This window comes from Sulfurovum sp. XGS-02, assembly GCF_023213175.1.
In the GTDB taxonomy this organism is placed as follows: Bacteria; Campylobacterota; Campylobacteria; order Campylobacterales; family Sulfurovaceae; genus Sulfurovum.
This window is the reverse complement of sequence record NZ_CP093312.1, coordinates 1,152,861-1,172,402: the sequence shown is the minus strand read 5'-3', so window position 1 is coordinate 1,172,402 and position 19,542 is coordinate 1,152,861. Positions and strand designations below refer to the sequence as shown.

Below are 19,542 nucleotides of genomic sequence, written 5' to 3'. Positions count from 1 at the left end.
ATTTTATTTTGCTAGATGGTCCGATCTTAGTATGTAAGTGAATTCATCCTTATTGTTGTAACCTATGACATGTTTATAGCTCTTTTGTGTCTTATGGTCTATAAAGTGAATAATAGGTGTGAAACCGATATCAAACTCTTTTGGAAACGGATCTTTCTCTTTATTGAGAATCAGAGGAATATAGTTTTGCTGTATGATACTATTAATCTCATCTTTAAGCAGCACCCTTTGTTCAAATTTCCGACACCATGGACAGAAATTTGATACCAGTACAAGCATGACATTTTTCTTTATTTTTTGAGCTTTTTTGAGGGCTTCTTCATAATTGGTTTCATAACCCATCTCAGAAGCAAAGTGTTGTTCATCTATAGCTACTTTTGAGATCTTTTTATTCTCTTCGAGATATTGTTCAGAAAATTTTAAAAGCATTGTATCTAGAGTGTCTTCAAAGGCATCTTCGGGGTCATCACCATCTTTCAGTACAAAGTGCCCCATATCCTGATAGGTCAGTGCAAATGTTTTTTCATTGTTGTCTAAACGTTTGACCTCTTCACCAATGATCAGTTGAATATTGATCAGGATACTCTCATTGAACTTTGTCTCATTGACCAGTACAGCCAAAGATCTTGGATCATAACCTTTGGTGTCGATCTTAAGATCATCGGTCATGTTCTGTAGGCTTTCCATGATCATACTTTTATATGATTTTGGAATAGTCTTGCCGGAGATCTCCACCACCAAATAGACTTTGTTGACACCCGATAATGTAAATATCGTTGATGCGTTTAATAGGATATTGGTACAAAATACCAAGAGAAGGATTTTTTTTAATTTCATGATGGTTTACTCACTTTATTCGCTTTGTAATGTATTTTTTTGGTTTTTGGATTTTCTGGACCTCTAAATGCAGTATCCTTTTTATCCCAGTTCAATTTTTTTGCCTGTGCTTCATACGGTGCCCCAATGAGATAAAAAATAAAATCCCATATTCCAATAAAAAAATTCTTTATGAGCCCGAATAGATTTTTCATGACTGTCCTAACCCAAATACATTTGAAAGGGTATTAATATAGTTAAAATAACCCGTAATTGAAACAGCTTCAAGGATCTGTATATCGCTGTATCCATATGCCTTCAGTGTATCTATTTCTGATTTAAGAATTTTATAGTTTTCTTTTCCTGAGGCTTTGATACAAAAGTTCAATAAGGCTTTCTCACTTTCTGGAACATTCATAGTATCTACGCCATGAAGCACCTCTTCAATACGTGCTTCAGACATACCAAGCATTTTCGCAATACCTTTATGTACATCTACACACATTTTACAGCCATTCTCTAAAGAGATGAGCAGGGCAATGGATTCTTTCGTATCATAAGAGAGTGTTGTCTCATCCAACAGGTATCTCTGAATCATTCCATCTGTTGCAAAATAGACCTTTTCATCTAAAGCCAAGAGTTTAAATATATCACCCAGCTGTCCTGTCTTCTCCAGTATAGGTTGTGCTCTTTTTTGAATCTCCGGAGACATATCTTCAAATTCGGATAATTGTATGTGTGCCATTTATTTCCTTGATGTAAACAGTAATTCAAAACGTAAAGTTTAACTTAACGTTTTGAATTATATGCTATAATTCTTTAAATTAAAGTTAACCGTAAAAGGCTGAAAGATGGAATATAAAATATCTGAACTTGTTGCAAAGACAGGTGTCCCTAAATCAACCATTTTGTATTATATTAGAGAGGGCTTGCTTCCGGAAGCCAATAAGATCAAATCCAATGTGCATCGATACAATGATCAACATATAGAACTTATACGGTATATCAAATATATGCAAGAAGAGATAGGCAGCAGCAATGAACAGATCAGATTCGCACTGCAGAATCAAAATCAGTCTCTTTCCACGTCAGCAACCATGTTACAGCCATTGATGAATACACTCAGTGATATCCCTACAGATGCGAAACATTTTACCAAAGATGAGTTTATTGAACATTACAATGTAGATGCAACGCTCTTAGAGACGCTTTTAGACGATGGTGTCGTGTTACCTCTACATGAAGATGATTATACAGACAGAGAGGCGAGTATAATCAAGCTAGTGATCTATTTTAAAGAAGTAGGTGTAGATTACAGTGTTTTAAAAGCATATGTAGAGCATGCCAAGGTACTCAGTGAACTTGAGTATCAAATGCAGGCCAAACTTTGCAGTGTACGTGGTGAGGAGAACTTCTCAACACTTTGGAAGATCATGTTTGAAACATTATTTAATGCAAAACCCTATCTTTTTAACCGTAATACCTACCAGGTTTTACTTCATGCAGTCAAGAGTGAGGTGAAACAATAATCCTTATGTATAACTTTTTACTTATACTTGGCGAACCTGGCAAATAGAGGATGGTGATCAGAGAGCTTATGGTTTCTTTCTATACTGTGTTCAAGAAGTTCAATACCTCTGTAAAAAATAAAATCCAAATGATTTCTCATAAAAGACTTCACCCTGTCACTTTTTGAAAAAGGTACAGGGGTAAAATACAGCTCTTTCATTTTGGTATGAAGGAATTTCATTCTTCTTTGATTCCAAGAGTTGAAGTCACCTGCGATGATCATGGCACCATCATAATCGTCAATGATATGCATGATGTTGTCTATCTCTTTGTAGTAGTGTCTGTTTTCTCTGAAATTGATTGCATGAAGATTTAAGATCAATAAGGGTGAACCGTCTTCAAAAGCGTGTTTCGTCAAAAGCAGGCTTTTACGGGGACCGAACATGAGCTCCTTGCCATGTGACAGAAAAGGCTTGCTGTACTCTGTTTTACATCTGCTTGCTGTCAGAACTCCGTAAAATGTAGAACCTTTTTCCAGATTTGCTGCAGCATTGAATGTGAGGCTTGGAAGATTGAGTTCCGTATTGTGTTTAAAATCAGCTTCCTGGAATAGATAGAAGTCAACCGGTTTTTTTTTGGAAAATTCTTCTATATAGTTACTGAAGGAAAAGGTATCATTGTTCTTATGCACATTCCAGCAAAGCACACTGAACTCATTTGGAACGGTATCATCACACACGGTATGAGAATAACTGTGATGATATAGAGAAGGTTTTATGATCAGGGATTTTAATTCGTTCAACATGAAATATTATAGCATAAAATGGCGTAGGATTTTTTCCCTGTCATAGAAATACTGGACCCATAGAAGAAAGCACTATCAATAGTAAAAAAAATAATATCTCATTAAGTAGAGGATGAAATATCTAATCCAATACTTCTCTAAGCGCCTCTTCTATGGTTGGGTATTTGAAGACGAAGTGACGTTCTAATAATCTTTCAGGGATAACACGTTGTCCTTCGGTCAGTACCGTTGCACCTTCTGAATAGAGAAATCTCAGGACAAATTTTGGTAAGGGTATCACTGTGGGCCTATGCAATATTTTCCCAAGTGTTTTCGTGAGCACTTTGTTCGTGACAGGATTTGGTGAGGAGAGATTGAAAGTACCTTTTAAGTCATTGTGACTGAATACGAACATATAAGCATTGAGAAGATCAGATATGTGTATCCAGCTAAATGGCTCACTACCATCTCCAATGGTCCCAGCAATACCTAATTTGAAAGATGGCAGCATTTTAGAGAGTGCACCGCCTCCTTTGCCCAGTACAACACCGAAACGAAAAATAACCACCCTGGTAAATGCATCTGCACGTTGAGCTTCAGCTTCCCAATCTTTACAGATCTTCGCTAAAAAATTATCCGAGTAGGTATAGTTTGATTCACTCATGGGACCGTTCGTAGCATAAATACCGATGGCAGAGGTAGAGATAAAAAGTTCCGGTTTCTTTTTCATGTTTGACATAGCCGTCACGATCTTCTTGGTCGTGATGATCCTACTGTCATATAGGACTTTTTTATAGGCATCATTCCACCTGTGGATGATCGGTGCACCGGCGAGATTGATGATGATGTCTACTCCTTCTAGTACTTTGGTGATCTCTGGTATATTCTTTTCGATATCTTTTCTTCCTAAAGGAAACACAGTATAGCCTTCTGCCTTGAAAAACGATTGCATATACATCCCTATGTAGCCGTTAGCCCCGATAATTGCTATTTTTTTCATTATTTCAATCTCCTTTATCATGAGAGTTAAGAAAGGATATGTCAACCTACATATACATTTTACAGATCCATGACTTTGTTATTTTAAACATGTTTTATGTAATACTTGTGTATTCGAAATAAATATCTATTATAGTCAAATATATTATCCTGTTAACTATTTGGGTGTAGAATAATAAAAAGGATGGCTTATGTCTCAGTATATTAAATGGTTTAATGAACTTGCTATAGAAGATGTTGACCTGGTCGGTGGTAAAAATGCCTCACTCGGTGAGATGTATCAAAACCTAACGCAGGAAGGTATCCGAATCCCTAATGGGTTTGCGATCACTGCGGATGCCTATCGTTTTGTGCTTGACAGTAATGACGTCTGGGGAAAACTGCATACGCAACTGGATGATCTTGACCCCGATGATGTCACTCAGTTACAGGAAAGAGGAAAGCGCTGTCGCGAGATCATCCATAACTGCACACTACCCGATGAGATGATAGATCAGATAGATCAAGCGTATCAAGCACTAAAAGAAGAATATGGCGAGGATGTAAGTCTCGCAGTAAGAAGCTCTGCAACCGCCGAAGACTCTCCGGAAGCATCCTTTGCCGGACAAAATGAAAGTTATCTGAACATTCAAGGGTTGGATGCCCTGTTGGATGCTTATAAGCGCTGTCTGGCTTCAAATTTTACAGACCGTTCCATACATTACAAATTTGTCCATGGATTTGATAATATGAAAGTCTATCTGAGCGTCGTTGTAATGAAAATGGTAAGAAGTGACATTGGTGAGAGCGGGGTCATGTTCTCTATTGATTCCGAGACAGGGTTTAAAGATGTTGTTTTTATCAATGCTGCGTACGGTTTGGGAGAGAACATTGTACAGGGGAGTATTGCTCCGGACAGTTTTTATGTCCATAAACCCACATTTAAAAAAGGGTATTGTGCCGTCTTAAGAAGAAAACTTGGCTCTAAAGCACTCAAAATGATCTTCTCAGAGAGTATCAACCAGGATAATCTTTCCGTTGAGTATACGAAGAATATAGATACCCCTAAAGAAGAAAAAGAGAAGTTCTGCATTAATGATGAGGATGTGCTGCTTCTGGCTGAGTATGCCATCAAAATCGAAGAACACTACTCGAAACAGGCAGGATATCAGAAACCGATGGATATGGAGTGGGCAAAAGACGGTGTGGATGGAGAGATCTACATCGTGCAGGCACGTCCGGAAACGGTGGAATCCAGAAGAGAAACCCGACATCTTGAAATGTACCGATTAAAAGAACAGAGTAAAGTGTTACTTACAGGTCAAGCTGTGGGTACGAAAATAGGTGCGGGAAAAGTATGTAAGATCGTTGATCCGAGTAACCTGGATGATTTTAAAGCTGGTGATGTACTAGTGGCAGAAACGACCAGTCCTGATTGGGAACCTGTGATGAAGATCGCCTCGGCAATTGTGACGAATACTGGAGGAAGAACCTGTCATGCAGCCATTGTTTCAAGAGAGTTGGGGAAACCAGCTATTGTCGGTGTCGAAAATGCTGTTGAAATGTTAGAAGACGGTCAAGAGATCACTGTAAGCTGTGCGGAGGGTGAAACCGGGTTTGTGCATGAAGGTATTTTAGATTTTGAGATCACTAAAACAGATCTTAGTACTCTACCTAAGACCAAGACACAGATCATGATGAATCTTGGGAACCCGGATATGGCATTTACATTGGCCTCACTTCCTGTCGATGGTATAGGACTGGCACGTATGGAGTTTATTATCAATACCTCCATCAAAGTACATCCGATGGCACTGATCCACCCTGAAAAGATCGATGAGACTACAGATAGAAAGATCGGTCAGCTTACAGCTGCCTATGACAATCCTCAATCCTATTTTGTCAAAGTCCTCTCCGAAGGGGTTGCCAGTATTGCATCCTCAGTCTATCCTCACCCTTGTGTAGTAAGGATGAGCGATTTTAAATCGAATGAATACGCTTCATTGCTTGGTGGAGAGTTCTTTGAACTGGATGAAGCCAATCCTATGATCGGTTTCCGCGGTGCTTCACGCTATACCCACCCAAACTATGAAGAAGGGTTTGCACTGGAATGTGCAGCAATGAAACATGTCAGAGAAGAGATGGGGTTTGATAATGTCATTTTGATGATACCGTTTTGTCGTAGAGTAGAAGAGGGGAAGAGAGTATTGGATGCTATGGAGAAATACGGTCTAAAGAGGGGTGAGAACGGTTTAAAGGTCTATGTTATGTGTGAGATACCGAATAATGTGATACAGATCGATGCATTCTGTACGCTTTTTGATGGGATAAGCATAGGTTCCAATGACCTGACCCAATTGACACTTGGGGTGGATAGAGATTCTGAAGTCGTTGCCTTTGATTATGATGAACGCGACCCTGGTGTGATGAAGATGATAGAAATGGCAGTGGAGGGTGCAACACGCAATCACAGACACAGCGGCATCTGCGGACAAGGACCTTCGGATTACCCTGAGATGGCAGAAGCTTTGGTCAAAATGGGTATAGAGTCCATCAGTTTGAATCCTGATACAGTGTTACAGACGATCTCTCACATCAGTGAACTGGAATCAAAACACCTCTAGCCACTTTTGAAGTCTAGTAATAGGCTGCAATGATCGCATAACAGACAAAGAACATCAGGTGGGATAATCCTTCGAAGTAGTTGGTCTGTCCCTCTTCTGTACTTTTCCATGCCAGAATAATGGTCATGATCAGTGCACCGATCTGCAGGGGATTAAAATCAAGAAAAAGATCGATCCCGCTGATGTGGGCCAGTCCGAGTAAAATGGGTACCGTAAGCAGGATCGAGACCACAGAGGCACCCATGGCAATATTGACCACTCTTTGGATCTGGTCATTTTTGGCTGCTTTGACAGCGGTAGCTATTTCAGGAGCAACTGCAATGATCGCAATGATCAAACCGGCCAGTCCGGCAGATATCCCAAAATCTTTTGCCATCTTGATACCATCGGTTGCAAACATCTCTGCACCGACAGAAATGATAGCGATCAGCACAAAGATGGTAATGAAATTTCCACTATTATTAAATCTTTCAAAAATATAGACACTGCTCTCTACCTCTTCCTCTTTCCCTTCCTCTTTCCGTTTTCTCAGTCTGAACATCCTGCTTCTTGCTGTTGCCTTGAAGAAGTGTGTATGGGTTCTTGTCTGAAAAATAAAAATGATGATATAAAAGAACATCAAGGCTACCGCAATGATCATACTTACCTCTTTGAGTACTTTTGGGTTATGGTCAGTCTGGTTTAGTAGGCTAGGTACAAGCAGTGCAAGGGCTGTCACCAACAGTATGGTAGTATAGGTACTGGAAGTCTCTTTGTTATGTTCCTGTTCGGTAAATTTCAACCCACCGATAAATACGGCAAGACCCAAAAGTACATTCATGTCGACGATCACAGCCGAAATAATACCGCCTTTGACGGTCTCTATGACTTTTGGATCATACAATGCTTGGAGTAGGATGATATACAGAAGAATGATCTCAACGATGACGGCACTGAAGGTCAGGACAAAACTTGCATAGGGTTCTTCAAGTCTCTGAGAAAGTATTTCAGCCACTTCTGATACAGTGAGTGAAAGCGTTGCAATACCCAATGCTGCAAAAGCAGTAGACAGGTAACCATTTCCATGTTGATGAAAAATGATCGCTGCCACTATGGCGATCATCCCCACGATAATATCCCAATAGTCTTCTATAAATTCTTCTAAGCGTGTGTCAGTTGTGTCCATAGATATACTCTTTTATAATAATATGATCGTTGCAAGTCCAAGAAAGCTGAAAAAGCCTACTACATCCGTTACCGTTGTTAAAAGTACAGTGGACCCTATGGCCGGGTCTACACCGAATTTTTTGAGTGTCAAGGGAATCACTGCACCGAAGAATCCTGCAGATAGAAGATTCACTATCATTGCTAGACCTATGACGATACCGAGCATAGGCAATTGAAACCAGATATAAGCGATCAAACCCATGGTTACAGCATACACAATGCCATTCATCAAAGAGATGAAAACCTCTTTATAAATGGTTTTTTTTGCCTCATCCGTCTCTATATCTCCCAGTGCCATCTGTCTGACTGTAACCGTCAGTGTTTGTGTCCCGGCATTACCTCCCATAGAAGCAACAATCGGCATTAGAATGGCAAGTGCGACCAGGGATTGTAGTGTCGCGTCGAAAAGTCCGATGACCAAAGATGCGGCAATCGCCGTTAAAAGGTTTATCCCCAGCCAGAGTCCTCTTGCACGTCCGATCTTCCAAATACTCTCCTCTTGTTCGGCTGTATCATTGACACCCGCAAGGTGATAGATCTGCTCTGTTGCACCTTCCTCTATGATATCATAGATGTCATCCGCAGTGATACGACCCATGAGTATGCCTCTTTTGTTGACCACGGCGATCACACTGAGGTCATAGTTCGCAACCGTTTCGATCACATTTTTTATCTCATCATGCGGCTCTACCGAGATGGTGATCTTTCCTTCTTCTATGACATCCTTGTAGAGTTCTTTGGGTCCATGAAGAATAAGATCTTCAAGGGGTATCATACCAACGAACTTTCTCTTGTTTGAAACAACAAATACATGATGGACATTGTCTATCTCTCTGTTAGCTTTCATCTTTTTTAGACGGTGTATTGAAGCACCGATGGTTTCATCTATATGTGCTTCAAAAACTTCTGTCTGCATATAAGAACCGGCTTCATGGTCTTCATATGAGATCAGTTCTTCAAGAGTATCCCTATCTTCCTCAGAAAGATTGGAGAGGATAGCATCTGCTTTCTCTTCATCTACTTCTTCAATATGCTGTATCAAGACTGCTGCATCATCCGTATCGAGTGATTCAGTAAGTTTTGCAAGTTTTTTAGGACCATAATGCGTATAGAGCTCTTCTTGTAAAGATTTTGGCAACTCAACAAGTACTTCTGCCAAAAGTATTCTTGGTAGTTTATTTAAAGATGCAGTATAGAGCTCTTCATCGACTTCTCTGATCTCTATGAGCAGATCAGCGATATCAAAAGGGTGTACCCCAATGTCAATACCCTCATTGTAGTGATCTATATGTTGTTCTAACGTATTTAACTTTTGCAAAAATTCTTCATTCATTGTTATTTTCCCGATGGTGTCAGTGGAGTGCATTTTGCATCCTTGATCTGTTTACTTTTTTTATCGTTTTTAACGTCTGTAAGATAGAAAATTATATCTTAGTATCGGTTATATTTTTGCTTATGGTAACGGTATAAAAAAGAGATATATCTATCATTCAAACCCTTTTTTACTGTATGTATCTAAGCTCAAATCAAACCATTAGAAAGTAAAATAAATATAGATAATATAAAGGAATCATCATGGCAACAGTAACTTCCCACGGAGCGGCGAAAGTAGTAACCGGCTCCTGTCATTTGCTTGCGATCGAGCACGGACCTCGTATCCTTATTGATTGCGGTATGTTTCAAGGACCTGAAGAGGATCGAAACTATTGTGCATTTGGTTTTGAGCCCTCCGAGATAGATTATCTTCTTATTACACATGCACACCTTGACCATGTCGGACGTATTCCTAAACTGGTCAAAGAAGGGTTTAACGGTGTGATCTATGCAACGGAAGCCACACGTGATATTGCAGAAATTATACTCCTTGACAGTGCCAAGATCATGAAAGAGGATTTTGAGACCAATTACAGGAAAGCACAGCGAAAGGGAAAAGAAGACGATGTGAGAGAACCTTTGTACGATGAAGATGATGTCGAAGCAGCATTTGATCTGACATGGGAATATCCTGAGTATGACAACACTATGATCATCATTCAAGAGTCTCTTAAAGTGACCTATCGCAATGCCGGGCATATACTCGGTGCCGCTTTTATAGAGATCACCTATAAGGAAGACAGTGTAGAACAGACCATTGTATTTTCCGGAGACATAGGCAATGATAAAAATCTGGTCATGGAAAATCTGGCAAAATGTCCCTATGCCAATTATCTCTATATAGAATCTACCTATGGTGACCGTAATCACAAAGACCTTGATGCAAGTATCGTAGAGTTCAAACGTGTGATCATCGATACCCTGCGTGATTGGGGTAATGTGCTGATACCTTCATTTGCCGTGGAACGTACACAAGAGATCCTGATCATCTTAAAAGAGATGTATGAGAGGAAAGAACTCCCCCATTGTAAGATATTTTTAGACAGTCCTATGGCCACACGTGCGACTGAAGTCTACAATAACTACAGTGATCTGCTCAGTAAGAAGTGTCAGGATTACAAAAAAAGAGACGGGACAGTGTTTGATTTTGAAAGTCTTATTTATACACCCGATGTTGAAGGCTCGAGAGCTATTAATGAGGTGGATACCCGTGCCATTATCATAGCAGGGAGTGGTATGTGTACGGGAGGAAGGATCATCCATCACTTTAAAAATCGTCTATGGAATCCTAAAAATGCCGTTATATTCGTGGGGTATCAGGCTATTGGAACGTTGGGACGTCATATCGTTGATGGTGCACGGTGGGTCAAGATATTTAATGAAGATATACTGATCAAAGCAAGTGTGCATACGATCAACGGATTTTCTGCACATGCGGACCAGGAAGGGATCATCAAATGGATATCACAGATGGAAGATCTTTACCGTATCTATCTGATACATGGAGAAGAGGACAAACAGACTATTTTACGAAGTGTGATTGAAAATGCGCTAGATAAAAAAGCACATATTGTAGAGAATGAAGAGGTGATCTATCTGGGATAAAGGTTTGGGTTTTCCCTCGTCCATCTGAAGAGTGAACGAGGTGAAAAAGCCGGGTTACTTATTTTTCTTTTTTGCTGCTTTCTCCGCTTTCTCTTTTTTCTTATAATCTTTAATATGCTTTTTGATTTCTTGTTTCAGCTCTTTTTTAAGCATGCTGTCCATCTGTTTTTTAATGTACTTTTTAATCTGTTTTTTTTCAATCATACTCCATCCTTTTTCTGTTTTAGGTTATTTAAAACACCTTCTTATATGATAGGACAAAAAGACTTTTATTTTTCTAAAACCTCTTCTCTATTAGCCAATGATGGTCTGCCTGTTTTTAGATATAAAATAATATACCCGACTATGGCAGAGAGAAATGATCCAAGCAGGATGGCCAATTTGTCTGCATAATGGTATATCTGTGTATCATTATAAGCCAGTGTATCTACAAAAAGACTCATGGTAAAACCAATCCCTGTGAGGACACTGACCCCATACATTAAGGTCCAGTTACTTCCTTGTGGTAAAGAGGCAAGTCCCATTTTTATAGCCAACCAGGAGAAACCAAATACACCCACTTGTTTACCGATAAAAAGACCAAGCATGATCCCTAGGGGTACAGGGCCGGCCATCTCTTCTATGGAGATACCTTGAAGGTCAACACCTGCATTCACAAATGCAAAGAGAGGCAAGATCATATAGGCGACCCAGTTATGGAGGTCATACTCCATCTCTTTTGCCATGGAGAAGTGATTACCTTCTTTATCTTTAGAAGAGAGAGGGATCATAAAAGCAAGTGCAACACCTGCAAGTGTGGCGTGTACCCCTGACTTGAGTACGGAAACCCATAGAATGATCCCTACGACGATATAGGCTGACTTAATGGCGACATGCATACGGTTCATAATCAAAAGTATAAAAAGTGCGATCGCTGCAATGGTGATAGACATGGTTGAAAGTTCACTGGTGTAAAAGAATGCAATGATCAAAATAGCACCTAAGTCATCGATAATAGCCAATGCCATCAAAAATACTTTTAAAGAGACAGGAACTCTCTTCCCAAGTAGAGATAAGATACCTAAAGCAAAGGCTATATCAGTAGCCGTAGGGATCGCCCATCCATTCATAGAAAAATCTTCACCTCTATTGAATGCGATAAAGATCAAAGCAGGTACGATCATTCCACCTAATGCAGCGATACCCGGTAAGGTGATCTGTGAAAGAGAAGAGAGATGTCCTTCCTGTACTTCACGCTTAATTTCAAGACCTATCACGAGGAAGAATACTGCCATTAGACCGTCATTGACCCATAAAAGAAGAGGTTTAGCGATCTGTAGATCTCCAAAACGTATTTCAACAGGCGTATGTAGAAAACTTGTATAGAACGTGGACATAAAAGAATTTTCGAGGAGCAGTGCCAATATCGTGGCAATGATCAGTAAAATACCTGCGGCTGATTCTTTTTTGATGAAATCCTGAAGAAACTGTGTGAACATGATTTTAACCCTCTATTATAAATTTCATTATTCTAACTAAAATTCACTAATCAAAATAAATAGCAAGTTAATATTGACAATTATATGAGAATGAACTAGAATAAGAACAAAGGAGTTGTCGTATGAAAAAGAACATAGAAGAAGTCATAGAACATGTACAGAAATCCACGAAAGTATCTGAGGAGAATAAACCTTTGATCCTTGAGAAACTTAAAGAGTGGAAAGAAGAAGATGATGCTATTGCAGAGGTCTCTGTACGGTTTGAAAACTGGTGGATGGAGATGGAACCTATCTTTGCTGAACTGGGTTGGATATAAATTGGTGGAGCTATATACACAATATACCTATGAAAAAAGATGGCAGAAAACCAGTGAAAAAGATGCACTGCGTATGATAGCAGAAGAGATGCCTGAAACAGATCCTGAGGCTACTTTAAAATACATCATCTCGCAGATAGAAAAGGGAAAGATCATTACACTGGGTGAGTGCCGGTTTAGTTCCAAAGCTATGTAATACTGTATTCTTACAGTAAATTTATATAGATAGAGAAGATACGCTATACCTTAAAGGAGTGTTTATGAAAAATTTTATGAGTGAGGTTGCTGTTCTTTTCTCTTACCCTAAGAACCTCATTAAGTTAGTAATTAGACTGATCTTGTCCTATGGATTTGCCACACCTGCTCTACTTAAGATAAACAATTTGGAAGATACTGTAACATGGTTTGAGAGTATGGCTATTCCTGTTCCCCTTTTATCAACCTATCTCGTTTCAAGTATTGAAACCATGGGAATCGTCCTTCTGTTTTTGGGACTCTTTACACGTTATATATCTATTTTACTGTCGTGTGTAATGTTGGGCGCCATATTTTTTGTCCATATAGAAAATGGGTTTTCCGTTGCAAATAATGGATTGGAGATACCACTTTACTATCTGTTGTTTCTTGTGTTTCTTGCCAGTTTCGGTGCTGGAAAATATAGTTTGGACAGGGTATTGTTCAAGGATGGTCTACATGACTAAAGAAAATCTCTTCTCTTATTTCCCTCTTTTTTCTGCGGACTGGGGTATATTCATTAAACTTTTACTCATTATATTGATACTGGTACTTGTCAATATCGCAATTTATGATAGGTTTATACAAAGAAAAAATCAACTTCTTATCAATTTTCCGCTTATAGGACGTATGAGATATCTTTTTTATATGTTGAGAAATCCAATGCGCCAATATTTTGGAGATGAGACATTTTATGATTCTTTTGAAAAAATTGAGTGGATTAATAAAGTGTCACATGGAGAAAATCCTTATTTGTCTTTTTCTCCCTCCAATCCTTACGGTAATCAAAAAACACTTTTCAGGCACGCCAATTTTGTCAATGAACTGCATGAAGTACAAGCTGACTTTTCTGTACGGTTTGGTGATAACAGAAAAATACCCTTTGAGAGTAAAAGTATCATAGGCAGGTCAGCTATGAGTGATGGGGCGGTCTCACCGGAGGGAACACGAGCGTATGCACGTGGTGCTTTTAATGGACAATTTCCTATCAATACAGGTGAGGGCGGTTTGACCTCTAACTTCCTTGCAACTCTCAAATTCAAGGATTGTGAGTGTTCTTATCTTGAGATGAAAGAGGGAACATGGTTCGCCAAGTCTATCTATAGGATCATGAGATTCTTTACCAATAGAGAAGTTTCTCAACGCCTTTACAGACGTATGGTTGTACGACAAAAAGACAGAGGTTCTTTCATTTTTGACAGGGCCAGACTGGTTTATTTCCGAATTAATTGGCATAGCCCTTTAGAGTCATTTCCGGAAAGCATATCCGAAGGTATACCGGATATTACATTCCAGATGGGAAGCGGACTGTATGGTGTAAGGGATGAAGAGGGGAATTTCAGTGATGATCTTTACCAGAAAGTGATGCGTTTCTGTCGCATGACCGAAGTAAAACTGGCACAGGGAGCAAAACAGACGGGAGGTAAGCTGCTTGCAACAAAGGTGAGTGATGATATTGCCTACTATAGAGGTGTACCTGCACATAAAGACCTTGTAAGCCCCAATCGGTTTCCTTATGCTCCCGACATGGAGACATTTTTTGATTTTATTGAACGTTTGCAGAAACTATCAGATAAACCGGTAGGTTTTAAGATCGTGATCTCATCACGAGAGAACTTTGAGACCTATGCCAAAGCGCTGAAAAAAAGAGTCTCAGAGGGGAAAGATATTGCCGATTTTATTACGATAGATGGCGGTGACGGCGGTTCTGCGACGGCACCTTTGGAGATGATGAGTAAAATCGGTTTACCAATACGCGAAGCACTCCTTATCGTCAATGAAGTGCTCAATGAATATGAACTTAGAGAACATATTAAGATCATCGCGAGTGAGAAGGTACTGACACCTGATGATGTGGTTGATCTGCTTTGTCATGGTGCTGACTTTATCAATATCGCCAGAGGTTTCATGATCGCTGCAGGCTGTATACGTGCGAGGGAGTGTAGTGGGGCAAACGGAAGGGACTGTCCTGTTGGGCTCAATACTATGAATGAGGCCAAAAGAAGTAAATATCTTGTCATTGAAAAATCAAAACACATTGCATTCTATCATCATCAACTGCTTCATGGTGTACGTTCGCTGCTTGCCGTGATGGGTAAAAGACACATCGATGAGCTCAGTATGGATGATGTTATAGTACGTTCAAAAAAAAGAGAAGAGAACCAAGCCTACTGTTCAAGTAAATCATAAAAACTATCTCTTTGTAAGTGTGATGTTCTTCTTCACACTTTCTTCATACTTCTATTTTATACTGCTTTCGTAATTAATACATATTCTAAAAGGATTAAAATGAATACGAATAATATTAAAGATAGAAGAAGTTTTTTAACTAAAATATTGGTTGCAGGAGCAAGTGGTGTAGCATTGCTTTCATCTTCAGCCTATGCAAAAAAAGAAACTACAGATACCACTGTAGTATTAACAGAAGATCAAAAAGATATGCTCTTCTACATCTACCAGGAAGAAAAAGTAGCTAGAGATGTATATATTACCCTGGGTAACATCTATACCGATGAAAATACATTTGCTTCTATTCAGATATCGGAACAGAGACATATGGATTCTGCAAAAGAATTGTGTGAAAAATACGGTGTGGACACTTCAGGGGTAGATGAAGATGCAGTAGGAAGCTTTGTATTACCGGTACTGCAAGAACTTTATGATACTTGTGTGGGTGAAGGTGAAAAATCACTTCTTGATGCACTGAAAATAGGTGAATTGATCGAATACACTGACATTGAAGACCTGGAGCATGCATCTGAAGGTATGCCAGAAGATGTTGTAGCTGTATTTGAAAGCCTGAAAGAGGGTAGTTTAAGTCACCTTGATGCATTTCAGACTGCGATCGAAAGAGCATAATTTATTATGCTCAAAAATAGAAGCAGTACTTTTTCATTGTTAGAGCCTAGTGATATACTTGCGCTTTACTATACTTCACTGTATAGCGGTGATCTTAGCACGGTCAAAGAGTTGATGACAACAGAGTCGTATAGTATGACTCTGGAAACATTCGGCTTAAGATTATCGTTGAGAGACCAAGAGTTCAAGGCACTGCTGAAAAATATAAAAGAAGATGAAGATGCGTTAGCAGTGGTTGAAACCAAGCTTTCCTACGACCTCATTGCTAGAAAGAACTCTCCTGAAATAGATATAAAGTCTGTATCATGGAACGGAGAAAAAAGACAGACAATTGACTACACAGAAGATGGGAAAATAAAGAAACTCTACTTTTCAAAAGAAAAAGATGGATGGAAAATAAACTACTACGCAGGCCGTAAAGTTAATTAAGGTTTTATAGTGGTTTTACACCGCTATAATTTATTGACATATTCAGCAACTGATCGTATCTCTTCATCACTATATCCATCAATGAATTGCTTTTTAACAATTTTAGCGATAGGTATAGCTTTTTTCTCACCTGTTGCAAATGCTTTTGTAAGTTTGACAAATTGATCAACTGGCATACCTTTGATAACATTTGAGTGTCCCAAAGCTTTCTTTTCTGCCATTTTACCATGACAGCTTGCACATTTTGTTTGATAGATCGACTCACCTGATGCTGCCATTAGCATACTTGTAGAAAGTACCGGTAACACAATTCTCATTAAACTCATTTATATTCTCCTCTAACATTTAATAGATTAAATGATAGCAGAATAATAAAAAAATTTCATCACCTGAAAGTAGTATATAGAGTTTATTTTATTTTGTTGACCAGATTAATTTAAATTCACTCCCTTTAGACGGCTCTGATTCCAGTTCGATCTTTATATCGTACTCTTTACAGATCTGATTCACTATATCCAGTCCTACACCAAATCCTCCATGTAAACTGTTCGTGGATTTAAAACGATCAAAGATACTTTTTTGATCTTCTTTTGAAATGCCGATACCATTGTCTTTTACAGAAAAGTATTGCTCTGTCAAATTCACTTGGATCTCACCATTTTTTTTGGAGAATTTTATCGCATTTGAGAGTAGGTTATCTATCAGTAATATCAGTTTTCGCTTATCCATACTGATCGTCTTGGGCTTTAAGAGCGTGTTCACCTTTAAGCCTTTGAATTGTATGAGTGTATCCATATATTTGATTCTTTCAAGCACAACATCTATTACATCTATGGGTGTGTCTTCATACTCTATATAGTCATGGAAAGAAGCAAAAGAGAGGTCTCTGTAAAGACTGGAGAGTGTTTTGGTTGCTATATCTATACGATCAAGTGAGCGAAGCTGTTTTGTATTGAGATTGTGTTTATCCATATGTTCGTAGCTCATCAGTATCGTACTGATAGGTGTATTCATCTCATGTGTGGCATCTTTCATGAATTTGGTGAGAGAGGCGATGGATCTTTTGATCGGAGACAACATGATCTTGGCCAAGAGCAGTGCGACAAAAAGTATAAAAACAAACCCATAAAATGCTATGCGAGTGATCTCTTCAATGATCTCATTTAACTTTTGTACATCAAGAGGTTTTTTGATCACTATGTATTTCACATCAAGATATTCTTTGTAGAGTGTCTCTACAAGATAGTACTCCTCATCATTGGCATAAAAGAGTTTGGTAAAATCAATATCATCCATAAATGTAGAAGCGAGCAGTTCTCTTTTGTTATCATAGAGTGCGATATCGTACCCCTCTTCATAAAAAGTGAACTGTTCGCTTTTGTTCATATGGTAGTATTCCAACTGTGCATTAATACTTCTTGCTTTGTATCTCATTTCCAAATGCATCTTCTCGATCAAAGCATTCTTTTGGTCTATATAATAAAGATAACCTACCCATGTGGCTAAAATACTGAGTGACCCCAGGTAGACCACCATGAAAATAATGACACTTTTGGTACTGGCCTTCATCGGTCCGAGGTTTCCATTTCAAATCTGTAACCTAGACCTCTTAGATTCTGTATCATATCTTTTGTAAGATGCTTTCTAAGGTTTTTGATATGTGCTCTTAGAGATTCAGCTGAGGCTGTTTCATCATAATCCCATAGTACATCATAAAGACTTTCAAATGTGACGACCTCATTGGGATGTTTCAAAAAGTGCTTGAGCAGTTTAAGTTCTTTTTGCGGCAGAGAAACACTCTCTCCGTTTGTATGGAGTAATTCAGTATCTATATCAAAAGTGATATCTTTATCTATCTGTATCAGGGTAGAACGTTTTTGTGCAAAAGAACGCTTCTGAATGTTTTTAATACGTAAAAGAAGTTCCGCAAGTTCAAAAGGTTTTTTGAGGTAATCATCTGCACCGCTTTCAAAGCCTTGTGATACATCCTCTATGTCATTGAGTGATGTCACAAATATCGTAGGGGTCGCATCACCATTGTCCCGCAATGTTTTCAATAGATCAAAACCTTTGATCGCAGGCACATTGACATCGAAGATATAGAGATCATACTGTGTTTCATAGGCTTTATCTAGGGCTTCCTCTCCATCATAGACAAGGTCAAGCTCAAAATCATTGTCTTCAAGGTACTCTGACATGATATCTGCCAAACCTATATCATCTTCCAATAATAATATTTTCATCGGTACTCCTGATATTTACCATGATTATAACATACTCATGAAAAGAGTAGTTCATACTTTTTTCATACTTTTGTACTATAATAAACAAAAATTGAGAAAGGTGCGAATAATGAAATGTAAATATTTACTTCCTACACTTTGTATATTTGGCACCATGTCACTTCATGCAGAGCAGAAAGGATTAGGTAATATCCTTCAAGAAGCTGGGCAGAAGAAAGCACTGACTAAACCTGAGCCTCAAAAGAAACCGTCTAAAAATAAGAAACGCTTTATATTTAAAGATGAATATAAATCAAATGATATAGAATCTGGAAATAAGGCTGTGGCCGAAAAGAAATCAGAAAGTTATGATTATGACAACAGATCCAGGTTCAAATTCAAATTCAATGACGGTTCGGCACAGGGGAACTTCATGAGCGGATACGGCGGAAATGCAGGCATGGGCGGATCCATGGGTGGCGGAGCAGGTCAAGGTGGAGGAAGCGGCGGCGGAGGTAGAAGATAGACCTCTTTTCCTTCATAGATGCTTCACACTCTTATCCTATACTTTTAATGTAACACATAATATTTACATTCAAAGGATCTAACATGACAAAGAGTTTACGTATATTAAGTACAATAGCACTGCTTGCTTCTCCTTCACTATTTGCAGCGCAAGATACACTTCAAGAGCATCTTCGTATGGAACAACAGCTTCAACAGAAATACCAAAAAAGGCTAAAAGACGGTACAGGCAGTAGAGATAAAAATCAATATAAATACCAGTATCAGAACCAATACAGATATAATGGTACCAATTCAAACAGATCAGGCATGAGATCATCTTCTGGCCAAAGAAGCGGTGGGGGCGGTCGTCACTAAAACTTTCTCAATCATATGTGTAAAGGGGTTACCCTTTACCAAAAATGCACTCTACATCATGCATGCATACTCTTTTACCAATCAATTTACTGAAAACTCTCATCTATAAAAGACAAATTACTATAACCGATAAAGTAGTTACATATATCCATGCTTGAACCTTTTTGCGTACAATTTATACACTTTTCTTGATTTGTATTTTAGATACATGCTATAGTTAAAATG

The 19,542-nt window shown here is 38.7% G+C and carries 23 protein-coding genes; 11 read left to right on the top strand and 12 right to left on the bottom strand.

The window, feature by feature from the left end:
* Positions 1 to 3: 3 nt before the first annotated feature.
* The 3 genes from MN086_RS05935 to MN086_RS05925 are packed head-to-tail and all read right to left on the bottom strand — an operon-like array spanning position 4 to position 1,561.
* Positions 4 to 837: a thioredoxin family protein gene (locus MN086_RS05935; RefSeq protein ID WP_248575096.1), complete on the bottom strand. Its 834-nt coding sequence runs from the start codon at positions 835 to 837 to the stop codon at positions 4 to 6.
* Positions 834 to 1,031, bottom strand: a complete 198-nt coding sequence (locus tag MN086_RS05930) for a hypothetical protein (RefSeq protein WP_248575095.1) — start codon at positions 1,029 to 1,031, stop codon at positions 834 to 836. Before MN086_RS05930 ends, MN086_RS05935 begins: the two co-directional genes overlap by 4 nt.
* Positions 1,028 to 1,561, bottom strand: a complete 534-nt coding sequence (locus MN086_RS05925; protein ID WP_248575094.1) for a carboxymuconolactone decarboxylase family protein — start codon at positions 1,559 to 1,561, stop codon at positions 1,028 to 1,030. The genes MN086_RS05930 and MN086_RS05925 overlap by 4 nt, the downstream gene beginning before the upstream one ends.
* 106 nt (positions 1,562 to 1,667) lie before the next feature.
* Here MN086_RS05925 and MN086_RS05920 point away from each other — a divergent pair, with 106 nt between their 5' ends.
* A complete protein-coding gene (locus tag MN086_RS05920) occupies positions 1,668 to 2,345 on the top strand; it encodes a MerR family transcriptional regulator (protein WP_248575093.1) in 678 nt (225 codons plus the stop codon).
* A 17-nt stretch (positions 2,346 to 2,362) separates the two neighbouring features.
* Here MN086_RS05920 and MN086_RS05915 read toward each other — a convergent pair whose 3' ends face one another.
* The gene (locus MN086_RS05915; protein WP_248575092.1) at positions 2,363 to 3,130 is read right to left on the bottom strand and encodes an endonuclease/exonuclease/phosphatase family protein; all 768 of its coding nucleotides are present in this window, start codon (positions 3,128 to 3,130) and stop codon (positions 2,363 to 2,365) included.
* 121 nt (positions 3,131 to 3,251) lie between these two features.
* Positions 3,252 to 4,109: a TIGR01777 family oxidoreductase gene (locus tag MN086_RS05910; protein ID WP_248575091.1), complete on the bottom strand. Its 858-nt coding sequence runs from the start codon at positions 4,107 to 4,109 to the stop codon at positions 3,252 to 3,254.
* A 190-nt stretch (positions 4,110 to 4,299) separates the two neighbouring features.
* Here MN086_RS05910 and ppsA point away from each other — a divergent pair, with 190 nt between their 5' ends.
* Entirely contained in the window at positions 4,300 to 6,711 is a 2,412-nt protein-coding gene (gene ppsA / locus MN086_RS05905; RefSeq protein ID WP_248575090.1) for a phosphoenolpyruvate synthase, read from the top strand.
* A gap of 13 nt (positions 6,712 to 6,724) precedes the next feature.
* On the opposite strand, the gene MN086_RS05900 is transcribed toward ppsA, so the two are convergent.
* A complete protein-coding gene (locus MN086_RS05900; protein ID WP_248575089.1) occupies positions 6,725 to 7,876 on the bottom strand; it encodes a calcium:proton antiporter in 1,152 nt (383 codons plus the stop codon).
* Positions 7,877 to 7,888: 12 nt separating this feature from the next.
* Complete coding sequence (gene mgtE / locus MN086_RS05895) at positions 7,889 to 9,283, bottom strand: magnesium transporter (RefSeq protein WP_248575088.1); 1,395 nt, start codon at positions 9,281 to 9,283, stop codon at positions 7,889 to 7,891.
* A gap of 209 nt (positions 9,284 to 9,492) precedes the next feature.
* On the opposite strand from mgtE, the gene MN086_RS05890 reads away from it, so the two are divergent.
* Positions 9,493 to 10,896, top strand: a complete 1,404-nt coding sequence (locus tag MN086_RS05890) for an MBL fold metallo-hydrolase RNA specificity domain-containing protein (RefSeq protein WP_248575087.1) — start codon at positions 9,493 to 9,495, stop codon at positions 10,894 to 10,896.
* 54 nt (positions 10,897 to 10,950) lie between these two features.
* On the opposite strand, the gene MN086_RS05885 is transcribed toward MN086_RS05890, so the two are convergent.
* Both MN086_RS05885 and nhaA read right to left on the bottom strand, forming a co-directional pair.
* Positions 10,951 to 11,100: a hypothetical protein gene (locus MN086_RS05885; RefSeq protein WP_248575086.1), complete on the bottom strand. Its 150-nt coding sequence runs from the start codon at positions 11,098 to 11,100 to the stop codon at positions 10,951 to 10,953.
* A gap of 65 nt (positions 11,101 to 11,165) precedes the next feature.
* Positions 11,166 to 12,374, bottom strand: a complete 1,209-nt coding sequence (gene nhaA, locus MN086_RS05880; RefSeq protein WP_248575085.1) for a Na+/H+ antiporter NhaA — start codon at positions 12,372 to 12,374, stop codon at positions 11,166 to 11,168.
* Between the two features lie 122 nt (positions 12,375 to 12,496).
* Here nhaA and MN086_RS05875 point away from each other — a divergent pair, with 122 nt between their 5' ends.
* The 6 genes from MN086_RS05875 to MN086_RS05850 all read left to right on the top strand — a co-directional run bounded on the left by MN086_RS05875 (position 12,497) and on the right by MN086_RS05850 (position 16,213).
* The gene (locus tag MN086_RS05875; RefSeq protein WP_248575084.1) at positions 12,497 to 12,691 is read left to right on the top strand and encodes a hypothetical protein; all 195 of its coding nucleotides are present in this window, start codon (positions 12,497 to 12,499) and stop codon (positions 12,689 to 12,691) included.
* Entirely contained in the window at positions 12,669 to 12,887 is a 219-nt protein-coding gene (locus tag MN086_RS05870; RefSeq protein WP_248575083.1) for a hypothetical protein, read from the top strand. The genes MN086_RS05875 and MN086_RS05870 overlap by 23 nt, the downstream gene beginning before the upstream one ends.
* 64 nt (positions 12,888 to 12,951) lie before the next feature.
* Positions 12,952 to 13,392, top strand: a complete 441-nt coding sequence (locus MN086_RS05865; protein WP_248575082.1) for a DoxX family protein — start codon at positions 12,952 to 12,954, stop codon at positions 13,390 to 13,392.
* Positions 13,385 to 15,115: an FMN-binding glutamate synthase family protein gene (locus tag MN086_RS05860; RefSeq protein ID WP_248575081.1), complete on the top strand. Its 1,731-nt coding sequence runs from the start codon at positions 13,385 to 13,387 to the stop codon at positions 15,113 to 15,115. Before MN086_RS05865 ends, MN086_RS05860 begins: the two co-directional genes overlap by 8 nt.
* A gap of 99 nt (positions 15,116 to 15,214) precedes the next feature.
* A complete protein-coding gene (locus tag MN086_RS05855) occupies positions 15,215 to 15,784 on the top strand; it encodes a DUF2202 domain-containing protein (protein WP_248575080.1) in 570 nt (189 codons plus the stop codon).
* Positions 15,785 to 15,790: 6 nt separating this feature from the next.
* Positions 15,791 to 16,213 (top strand): hypothetical protein, encoded by a 423-nt coding sequence (locus MN086_RS05850; RefSeq protein WP_248575079.1) that lies wholly within the window; start codon positions 15,791 to 15,793, stop codon positions 16,211 to 16,213.
* Between the two features lie 23 nt (positions 16,214 to 16,236).
* Here the strand turns inward: MN086_RS05850 and MN086_RS05845 are convergent, their stop codons facing one another.
* The 3 genes from MN086_RS05845 to MN086_RS05835 all read right to left on the bottom strand — a co-directional run bounded on the left by MN086_RS05845 (position 16,237) and on the right by MN086_RS05835 (position 18,456).
* Positions 16,237 to 16,539 (bottom strand): c-type cytochrome, encoded by a 303-nt coding sequence (locus tag MN086_RS05845; protein WP_248575078.1) that lies wholly within the window; start codon positions 16,537 to 16,539, stop codon positions 16,237 to 16,239.
* A gap of 88 nt (positions 16,540 to 16,627) precedes the next feature.
* Complete coding sequence (locus MN086_RS05840) at positions 16,628 to 17,782, bottom strand: HAMP domain-containing sensor histidine kinase (RefSeq protein ID WP_248575077.1); 1,155 nt, start codon at positions 17,780 to 17,782, stop codon at positions 16,628 to 16,630.
* Positions 17,779 to 18,456: a response regulator transcription factor gene (locus MN086_RS05835; protein WP_248575076.1), complete on the bottom strand. Its 678-nt coding sequence runs from the start codon at positions 18,454 to 18,456 to the stop codon at positions 17,779 to 17,781. The genes MN086_RS05840 and MN086_RS05835 overlap by 4 nt, the downstream gene beginning before the upstream one ends.
* Before the next feature lie 109 nt (positions 18,457 to 18,565).
* On the opposite strand from MN086_RS05835, the gene MN086_RS05830 reads away from it, so the two are divergent.
* The gene (locus tag MN086_RS05830) at positions 18,566 to 18,961 is read left to right on the top strand and encodes a hypothetical protein (RefSeq protein WP_248575075.1); all 396 of its coding nucleotides are present in this window, start codon (positions 18,566 to 18,568) and stop codon (positions 18,959 to 18,961) included.
* A gap of 83 nt (positions 18,962 to 19,044) precedes the next feature.
* A complete protein-coding gene (locus tag MN086_RS05825; protein ID WP_248575074.1) occupies positions 19,045 to 19,317 on the top strand; it encodes a hypothetical protein in 273 nt (90 codons plus the stop codon).
* Positions 19,318 to 19,542 lie beyond the last annotated feature (225 nt).

Coding starts and splice junctions, on each gene's coding strand:
- MN086_RS05840 (WP_248575077.1), bottom strand. CDS start 17,782: ATGAAGGCCAGTACCAAAAGTGTCATTATTTTCATGGTGGTCTACCTG.
- MN086_RS05855 (WP_248575080.1), top strand. CDS start 15,215: ATGAATACGAATAATATTAAAGATAGAAGAAGTTTTTTAACTAAAATA.
- ppsA (WP_248575090.1), top strand. CDS start 4,300: ATGTCTCAGTATATTAAATGGTTTAATGAACTTGCTATAGAAGATGTT.
- MN086_RS05850 (WP_248575079.1), top strand. CDS start 15,791: ATGCTCAAAAATAGAAGCAGTACTTTTTCATTGTTAGAGCCTAGTGAT.
- MN086_RS05890 (WP_248575087.1), top strand. CDS start 9,493: ATGGCAACAGTAACTTCCCACGGAGCGGCGAAAGTAGTAACCGGCTCC.
- mgtE (WP_248575088.1), bottom strand. CDS start 9,283: ATGCACTCCACTGACACCATCGGGAAAATAACAATGAATGAAGAATTT.
- MN086_RS05930 (WP_248575095.1), bottom strand. CDS start 1,031: ATGAAAAATCTATTCGGGCTCATAAAGAATTTTTTTATTGGAATATGG.
- MN086_RS05830 (WP_248575075.1), top strand. CDS start 18,566: ATGAAATGTAAATATTTACTTCCTACACTTTGTATATTTGGCACCATG.
- MN086_RS05910 (WP_248575091.1), bottom strand. CDS start 4,109: ATGAAAAAAATAGCAATTATCGGGGCTAACGGCTACATAGGGATGTAT.
- MN086_RS05885 (WP_248575086.1), bottom strand. CDS start 11,100: ATGATTGAAAAAAAACAGATTAAAAAGTACATTAAAAAACAGATGGAC.
- MN086_RS05915 (WP_248575092.1), bottom strand. CDS start 3,130: ATGTTGAACGAATTAAAATCCCTGATCATAAAACCTTCTCTATATCAT.
- MN086_RS05900 (WP_248575089.1), bottom strand. CDS start 7,876: ATGGACACAACTGACACACGCTTAGAAGAATTTATAGAAGACTATTGG.
- MN086_RS05875 (WP_248575084.1), top strand. CDS start 12,497: ATGAAAAAGAACATAGAAGAAGTCATAGAACATGTACAGAAATCCACG.
- MN086_RS05845 (WP_248575078.1), bottom strand. CDS start 16,539: ATGAGTTTAATGAGAATTGTGTTACCGGTACTTTCTACAAGTATGCTA.
- MN086_RS05835 (WP_248575076.1), bottom strand. CDS start 18,456: ATGAAAATATTATTATTGGAAGATGATATAGGTTTGGCAGATATCATG.
- MN086_RS05925 (WP_248575094.1), bottom strand. CDS start 1,561: ATGGCACACATACAATTATCCGAATTTGAAGATATGTCTCCGGAGATT.
- MN086_RS05865 (WP_248575082.1), top strand. CDS start 12,952: ATGAAAAATTTTATGAGTGAGGTTGCTGTTCTTTTCTCTTACCCTAAG.
- MN086_RS05935 (WP_248575096.1), bottom strand. CDS start 837: ATGAAATTAAAAAAAATCCTTCTCTTGGTATTTTGTACCAATATCCTA.
- MN086_RS05920 (WP_248575093.1), top strand. CDS start 1,668: ATGGAATATAAAATATCTGAACTTGTTGCAAAGACAGGTGTCCCTAAA.
- nhaA (WP_248575085.1), bottom strand. CDS start 12,374: ATGTTCACACAGTTTCTTCAGGATTTCATCAAAAAAGAATCAGCCGCA.
- MN086_RS05825 (WP_248575074.1), top strand. CDS start 19,045: ATGACAAAGAGTTTACGTATATTAAGTACAATAGCACTGCTTGCTTCT.
- MN086_RS05860 (WP_248575081.1), top strand. CDS start 13,385: ATGACTAAAGAAAATCTCTTCTCTTATTTCCCTCTTTTTTCTGCGGAC.